Genomic DNA, 7,025 nt, shown 5'->3' on the forward strand with positions numbered 1-7,025 from the left:
GTAGCATCCGGAAGGATGGGCTCGAAGCCCACGTCGGCACGTAGGTCCTCGCGCGTCCGGTCTCGGCTTGCGAACGGCGTGCACTGTTCGCCGAAGGTATCAATTGTCGACCTTGAGGATGCTCAGAGCATCCTCAAGGTCGACGGCCAGGTACCGGACCGTACTGTCCACCTTGGTGTGAACGAGCAGGAGTTGGACCGCGCGAAGATTGCCTGTCTTGCGGTAGATCTGCGCAGCCTTGGTGCGCCTCAACGAGTGCGTGCCGTAGCCGCTCGGCTCGGGACCGATGGTCGTCACCCACTCTCGGACGAGCCGCGCCTATTGTCGCGTAGAAATGTGCGGTCTGCCATGAAACCAGTTGGGGAACAGGAAGGCGCAGCCGATCATCTCCGGCCGATTCACCCAAGCCGAGATCGAAGCACGTCTGGGAAGACGGACATCGCGGTCGATACGAGACGAGTAAATGAGATAGAACCCCGGTACTGGCGCCAAGTGGTCGTCCAGGTCCGTCGTCAGAAGCTCGGCCGCATCGCAGCCCATGGTCAGTCGGAGCGTGTCTGACGGCTGGTCCGTACCGGCATCGCGTTGCGACGGAGCCGCCGAAATTTCGTCCAGCGCGGGGCCGAGGCGCGAGAGCAATGCTTCGCCGACAGCCGTCGGCGCGACCTAGCGCGTGGTGCGCGACAACAAGCGCCGACCGATGTCCGCCTTGCCCCGCCGGATCGCGTGGCTCAGCGCCGACTGTGTCAGGCCCAATTCCGCCGCGGCCTTGGTGAAGCCGCCCCGCTCGGCCGCCACTCGCAGGGCTGCAAGGGTATCAAGGCGGTCGCGTGCCATCCATGACTCCGGTTCATTAGTCTCAGCTAATTGTCGGACTTCCCGCCGAAATGAATGGCCCCTATCTGTCTGCACTGACGCGCCGAGGGCCAGAGAGGACGCCCGCCAGATGACAAGGAGCCTCTCGATGGCGAACAGGATCACTCGCCTCGACCCGGCCGACCTGCCCGACACCAGCGCCGTGGGTTACGCGCAGATCTCCATCGCGCAGCCGGGGCGCATGGCGTTCGTCTCGGGACAGGTGGCGAGCGCCGAAGCCGTCGCCCAAGGTTTTGAAACACAGGCCGCCGATGTGACGCAGACGGCCATGTCGGCATTGGCGGCACTGGACGCCACGACAGATGACCTCGTGATGGCTCCGATCTACGTGATCGACTTCGACGGTGCCCGATTGGTTACGACTGTCGCGAAGTTCAAAGCCTTCTGCGATGGCGCTACGCGCCTTTGACCGGGGTTGGCGTCGCTTCACCGGCCGGTCCGGGACTGCTCATCGAGATGGAGCTTCAGGTTATGCTGAAAGCGTGAGCGTTTACCCGAAGATATGTCGATAATATCATGGATATCGCATGACGTTCATCGCATCTGCCCTTTAGCGGATTGCGGCAGGGATCTCGCTCAATCTCACCCTGGCGACTGCAACGCCAGCACAGACGCATCTTAAATGTACTGGCTGAGCCGGTCGCGCTTGTAAGATTGAAACTATAGACCGCTTGGTCGGCCGGGGGTCCGGGCTAAAACCCTGTGCAGACTACGGAATGCGTTTTCGTCCTCGCGCCATCGACCACGGCCCGACTCCGATGCCATGCTTATGCTGCAACGCGGCATCCACGTCATGGGCGTGGTTGCGGCGCTGCATGAAGGCCATCTGTCTGTTAGCGATAAACCAAGCATAACAGGAGCCAGCCATGGCCAATATCACCCTCGCGCCGGCACGGGCCGGCCTTCGCGACCGCGTCGCGGCATACCTCGACACTCTCCGCAGCGAACGGGCGCGGCGCCGCGAATACACCCGCGTCTACGGCGAACTCGCACGCATGACAGACAGGGATCTCGCCGACATCGGCATCGCGCGCGTGAGCATCGAGGACGTCGCCTTCGAAGCGGCCTACGGCCGGGCGTGAGCCGGACGCCTTCCGCCTAATCTGCGCAGCTTAGTTCAGCATTTTAGAGGCTTCCTCGAGCGCGGCCTTCAGCCATGTTCGGAAAACAAGCCCCTTCATCTGGTAGAAGGCGATTTCCTTGTTCTCGAAGGCCGGGGTCGAGTCGAAGTCTTCCTTGGAGAAACTAGTCGGTCTCTCGAGACTTGGACTTCCGAGGGTCATCGCCGCGATCTGCTGCTGAATATCCACGTCCTTTTGTTCACCCGCACGAAATGAGCAGGCGCCTGGACCATGGGGCTTGGGGCGCAGCTCTTTCTTTCTTCGCTACCGAGCCGCTCGTAACCTCGTGCTGATGTCGCATTGAGGGAGTAAAGGGCTCGACGCGGCGGCGCGGATGGTCGCGCAGGGCGCACGACAGCACTGCCACGGCGCTCGGCGCCGCCCCGCGATCGCCGGGGCGGCTTGATGCTGTCTATGCATTACTCCGGAAGGGCGTAGGCGATCACCGCGTCGCTCACCCCGGTTTCCATGAAATGGTGTCCTCCGGGCGCAATCATGACGTATTGGCGCCCGTCCGCCTCGTAGGTGATCGGATTGGCCTGGCCGCCTGCCGGCAGAACATCCGTCCAGAGCGTCTCGCCGGTTTCGATGTCGATTGCGCGGATCAGGTTGTCTGTCGCTGCGGCGATGAAGACCAGACCGCCCGCAGTCGCGACCGAGCCGCCGTTGTTCGGCGTGCCGATGGTGAACGGAAGGTGCGACGCGACACCGAACGGACCGTTCCGGCGGGCCGTTCCGATGGGACGGTCCCAGAGCGTCTCGCCGGTCTCGAGGTCGATCGCCCGGATCCCGCCATAGGGCGGCTGGGTGCAAGGCATTCCGGTGATCGGCGAGCGCCAGCCCGCGTTGATGCGGATCGAATAGGGCGCGCCCTCTTGCGGAGCGCCCTTGCCGGAACCCTCGCCGCTCTCGCCGCCGTCGGTGATGATCGGCCAGTCCGTCTCTTCCTGCGGGATCAGCTGGTTGTAGTTCGGGATGTCGTTGTAATTCGCAACGATCACCCCTCGGTCGGTGTCGACCGCGACCGATCCCCAGTCGGACCCGCCGTTGTAGCCGGGATACTGGATGTAGGGCGCATCCGCGGTCGGGGGCTGGAAGAAACCCTCGTAGTTGGCCCGGCGGAACTGGATCCGGCAATAGAGCTGATCGAGGGGCGACATGCCGTACATGTCCCGCTCCTCGAGCGGATCGAAGCGCAGCGTATGGTAGGTGCTGGTCGGTTGCTCTTCGGAGAGATACTCGGGCTCCACGTTCCCGCGGCTGGGCACCTGGTACTGCTCGACGGGATGCAGGCTTTCTCCGGTCTCTCGGTTCAGGACGTAGATGTCGCCCTGCTTGCTCGGCAGAATGATCGCCGGAATTGTATCTCCGTCGTGCGGGAAATTGACGAGCGTCGGCTGCGAGCCGAGGTCGTAGTCCCAGACGTCGCGATAGACGGTCTGGAACGACCAGGCGACTTCGCCGCTGGTGGCGTCGATGGCGACGAGCGCCGTGGAAAACTCGTTCTCCGCCTCCGAACGGTTGGAGCCCCAGTAGTCGACAGAGCTGTTTCCGAGCGGGAGATAGACGTATCCAAGCTCCTCGTCGGACACGGCGGTGGTCCACATGTTCGGAGTGCCGCGCGTATAGACTTCACCCTCGGGTGGGCCGTCGCGGTTCTCTTCGGGCGCGCCGAGATCCCAGGCCCATGCCAGCTCGCCGGTCCGTGCGTCGAAGCCCCGGATGACCCCCGAGGGCGCGTCCTCGGCCTGACCGTCCTTCACCTGAGCGCCGGTGACGATGACGCCGCGGACGATGCTCGGTGGCGCGGTCACGGCATACCAGCCGGGAACCCGCTGGCCGAGATCCTCCCAGAGGTCGATCATGCCGTTTTCCCCGAACTCCGTGCAGGGCACACCCTCTTCGGCATCGAGGGCGATGATCTTGGCATCGAGCGTGGCCTGAATGAGCCGCGTCTTGCAGATGTCGTCCTCCGCGGCCTCCGGATCGGTCCAGATGGACACGCCCCTGCAGGTCGCCCCATAGGGGATGGCTTCGTTGGGCACGCCGGGATCGTAGCGCCAGTTCTCTTCGCCGCTGGCCGCGTCGATAGAGATGAGGATGTTCATCGCCGAGCACATCAGCACGTCGTCGCCGAGCTTCAGTGGCGTGATTTCCGGTGAGTATTTCCCCTCGGCAGTTCCCTCGGGCATGTCGTTGGTGTGGTATTCGAACGCGCGTTCGAGCTGATCCACGTTGCCGGGGGTGATCTGGTCGAGCGGAGAGTACCGCGTGGCCTGTGCATCTCCGCCCCAGAACGGCCAATCCGCTCCGACCTCCGGAAGGTCCTGCGGTTCGGCGAGCGCCTGAGCATCCGATGCGCCATCCTGTGGCGAGCTTTCCCGCGCGGCGCCCTGAGGCCCGGCCTCCGGCTGCGTACCTTCCGGTGATGTTGCGTCTTGCTGCTCATCTTCCCGGTCATCCTGTCCGGGTTGCGGTGAAGACGGGCCTTCACCGGCCTCGGGGGCGCTTTCAATGGTCGGCTGTTCCGAAGCTGCATCGCCCGCCTCCTGCTGAGCGAAAGCCATGAGCGGCAGAGTTGCGAGAGCGGTTGCGGCAAGGAGGGGGTATCTGTTGGCTGTCATGCTGGACCTCACGCGACTTGATTGGGAGCCGACCGGCGCGCGCCGAGGGCGGGCAGGCAGAGCAGGACGAGAACGAGGAGAACGGTCGGTGCGACCATGCGCGGGACCCAGGCCCACCAGTCGAACTGGATTTCCCAGACGGTCCAGGCGAGTGTGATCGCCCACGTCACCGCGTAGATCAGGACGCCCGTTCGATCCATCCGGAAGAGAAAGACCCCCGAGGCCAGCAGAAGGGCACCTGCGACGGCATAATACCAGCTGCCCCCGAGCAGGATCAAATAGACGCCGCCGCCGAGCAAAACGATCCCGATGAATGCGAGGACGACGGCAACGGCCTTGACGGCCCACGCTCCCGCCTTCCGCTTGGGGGGTGCTGTGGTTGAATGTGACATCTGGAAAACTCCCGGTCATTGGGTCGAGCCTGAAAAAGGCCGCGCGAGACCAGCATGTCGGAAGCGGTAAATCTTGAATTATCCGCCCGCCTGCCCGAGCAGCCTTAAAACCCCAGCGGACCGAGCGGCCTGTGCAGAATGTGCTGTCGCTCACGCCACCTCACGAAATGCTGATCTGTTGTGAAACATCTCGGCAGCGGGCTTGTTCCGAGAAAACCCGCCAGAGTTGCAAAGCGTACTCCGCGCGCCGACGATTGTCGGCCCTGCTCTCGCGCGGGTCAGCACGCCGTGGAGGCCGGCCGGAATGGCGCCGGGTCCGTGCTCGCCGGTCGTCGTTGCCCCAAATCTTTTCGACGATTGGCGCACCCGGAGCCGCGAGCGCGGAACGCGGCCGGCATCTTCCGGTTGGACCAAGGTAATTCCAAGGGAGGCGTCCAATGGCCGGCTGGCTACTCGTACTGTTACTCGTGGTGACGATCGTGTTCATCGTCGTCGCCACTGCACGCTACGCGCTGCACCCGTTTCTCGCCCTGCTTGCTGCGGCTTACGGCCTCGGCCTTCTCGCCGGGCAGAGCCCCGGGGACGTCGTGGCAGCGATCGTCGAGGGTTTCGGTGGCACCGTCGGAGGCATCGGCATCATCATCGCGGCGGGGACGATCATCGGCGTGGTGCTCGAGCGCAGTGGCGGCGCACAGGTCATGGCCGACGCCATCATCGGGCTCGTCGGCAAGGCCCGCTCCGTCATGGCCATGAGCCTCACCGGCGCGGTCGTGTCCGTCCCGGTCTTCTGCGATAGCGGCTACGTTGTGCTCTCGCCTCTGGCTCGCTCGCTGGCGAGCCGGTCCGGGAGGTCGATGGCCACCTACGCGGTGGCGCTCAGCATGGGCCTCTACGCCACCCACGTCTTCATCCCGCCGACGCCAGGCCCGATCGCCGCCGCGGGCGAGCTTGACGCCGATATCGGACTGGTGATCCTTCTCGGCCTCGTCGTCACGATCCCGGTGCTCGTGACCACGTATCTCTTCGCGGTCACCGTCGGCGAACGGATCTTCATCGATCCCGATACCGTCTCGATCGAGGATCCCTCCGAGGGTCACGCCGCGCCGCCTTCGGACGGCGATCGGGTTGCCCGGCCGGAGACCTGGCAGGCGTTCCTGCCGATCGTGTTGCCCATCGCGCTCATCGCGCTGAACTCTCTGGCGGCCGCCGTCCTCGGGGAGGGCATGATCGCCTCATTCCTGCAGTTCCTGGGCAATCCGAACACAGCGCTTCTGCTCGGCGTCGCGGCGGCATTCTTGGTGACGGCGCGTACGCGTGGGCCGAGCCTCACGCAGGATGCGGTCGGACGGGCGCTTCGCGTGGCCGGGCCGATCATCCTGATCACCGGCGCCGGCGGCGCGCTCGGCAGCGTCCTGCGAAGCACGCCGATCACCGGGTTCCTGTCCGACAGCCTCGTGCTGACGAGCCTCGGAATCTTCCTGCCGTTCCTTCTGGCCGCAGCGCTGAAGACCGCGCAGGGCTCTTCCACTGTCGCCATCGTCACCAGCGCGGCGATCATTGCCCCCCTGGTCGGCAGCCTCGGTCTCGACAGCGCGACCGGACTGGCCTTGGTGACCTTGGCCATCGGCGCAGGGTCGATGACCGTCAGTCACGCGAACGACAGCTTCTTCTGGGTCGTCAGCCAATTCTCGGGAATGTCGACGCCGCAGGCCTACAAGCTCCAGACGGTTTCATCCGGGATCGCAGGCGTGACGGGAATCCTGGCGATCTGGATCCTGAGTCTGATCCTCTGAGAATCGGCTCCCGGAGGCCTGACCGCCGGGAGCGCGCGGACGCATCCCGGATATCCAGCCTATGCCACGCACGGCACATTGCCGAGCGCCCTTCCCCATAGGTCCGACATGAGGTGTGTCTGTGGGGAGATCCGGACGCGTGGGACGGGATGCGGATCGAGATCCGGGGCGCTTTGTCCCGGATCGTCACGGCTGGCCAACCTGTCGAGGGGACGCAAA

At 64.6% G+C, this 7,025-nt stretch carries 7 protein-coding genes and 1 pseudogene; 3 read left to right on the forward strand and 5 right to left on the reverse strand.

Annotated features, from left to right (window positions below; translation table 11 throughout):
* Nucleotides 1-99: 99 nt before the first annotated feature.
* Together OCH239_RS23665 and OCH239_RS22440 are read right to left on the reverse strand one after the other, a co-directional pair.
* Nucleotides 100-405 (reverse strand): annotated as a pseudogene (locus OCH239_RS23665) (tyrosine-type recombinase/integrase); the annotation flags it as partial.
* A gap of 261 nt (nt 406-666) precedes the next feature.
* Complete coding sequence (locus tag OCH239_RS22440; protein WP_084782763.1) at nt 667-837, reverse strand: helix-turn-helix domain-containing protein; 171 nt, start codon at nt 835-837, stop codon at nt 667-669.
* A 127-nt stretch (nt 838-964) separates the two neighbouring features.
* On the opposite strand from OCH239_RS22440, the gene OCH239_RS23220 reads away from it, so the two are divergent.
* Nucleotides 965-1,285 (forward strand): RidA family protein, encoded by a 321-nt coding sequence (locus tag OCH239_RS23220; RefSeq protein WP_162150046.1) that lies wholly within the window; start codon nt 965-967, stop codon nt 1,283-1,285.
* Nucleotides 1,286-1,742: 457 nt separating this feature from the next.
* Nucleotides 1,743-1,958 carry a YjiS-like domain-containing protein gene (locus OCH239_RS20885; protein ID WP_037267291.1) on the forward strand — a complete coding sequence of 72 codons (216 nt, stop codon included), beginning with the start codon at nt 1,743-1,745 and terminating at the stop codon, nt 1,956-1,958.
* A 30-nt stretch (nt 1,959-1,988) separates the two neighbouring features.
* On the opposite strand, the gene OCH239_RS20890 is transcribed toward OCH239_RS20885, so the two are convergent.
* From OCH239_RS20890 to OCH239_RS20900, 3 genes are all read right to left on the reverse strand, one after another.
* A complete protein-coding gene (locus OCH239_RS20890) occupies nt 1,989-2,186 on the reverse strand; it encodes a VOC family protein (protein ID WP_051489704.1) in 198 nt (65 codons plus the stop codon).
* Between the two features lie 230 nt (nt 2,187-2,416).
* On the reverse strand, nt 2,417-4,621 hold the full coding sequence (locus tag OCH239_RS20895; RefSeq protein ID WP_037267292.1) for a pyrroloquinoline quinone-dependent dehydrogenase: 2,205 nt from the start codon (nt 4,619-4,621) through the stop codon (nt 2,417-2,419).
* A gap of 8 nt (nt 4,622-4,629) precedes the next feature.
* The gene (locus OCH239_RS20900; protein WP_051489705.1) at nt 4,630-5,013 is read right to left on the reverse strand and encodes a hypothetical protein; all 384 of its coding nucleotides are present in this window, start codon (nt 5,011-5,013) and stop codon (nt 4,630-4,632) included.
* Nucleotides 5,014-5,450: 437 nt separating this feature from the next.
* Between OCH239_RS20900 and OCH239_RS20905 the strand changes: the two genes are divergently transcribed.
* A complete protein-coding gene (locus OCH239_RS20905; protein ID WP_037267294.1) occupies nt 5,451-6,806 on the forward strand; it encodes a GntP family permease in 1,356 nt (451 codons plus the stop codon).
* Nucleotides 6,807-7,025 lie beyond the last annotated feature (219 nt).

The organism is Roseivivax halodurans JCM 10272 (assembly GCF_000521785.1).
Classification (GTDB): Bacteria; Pseudomonadota; Alphaproteobacteria; order Rhodobacterales; family Rhodobacteraceae; genus Roseivivax; species Roseivivax halodurans.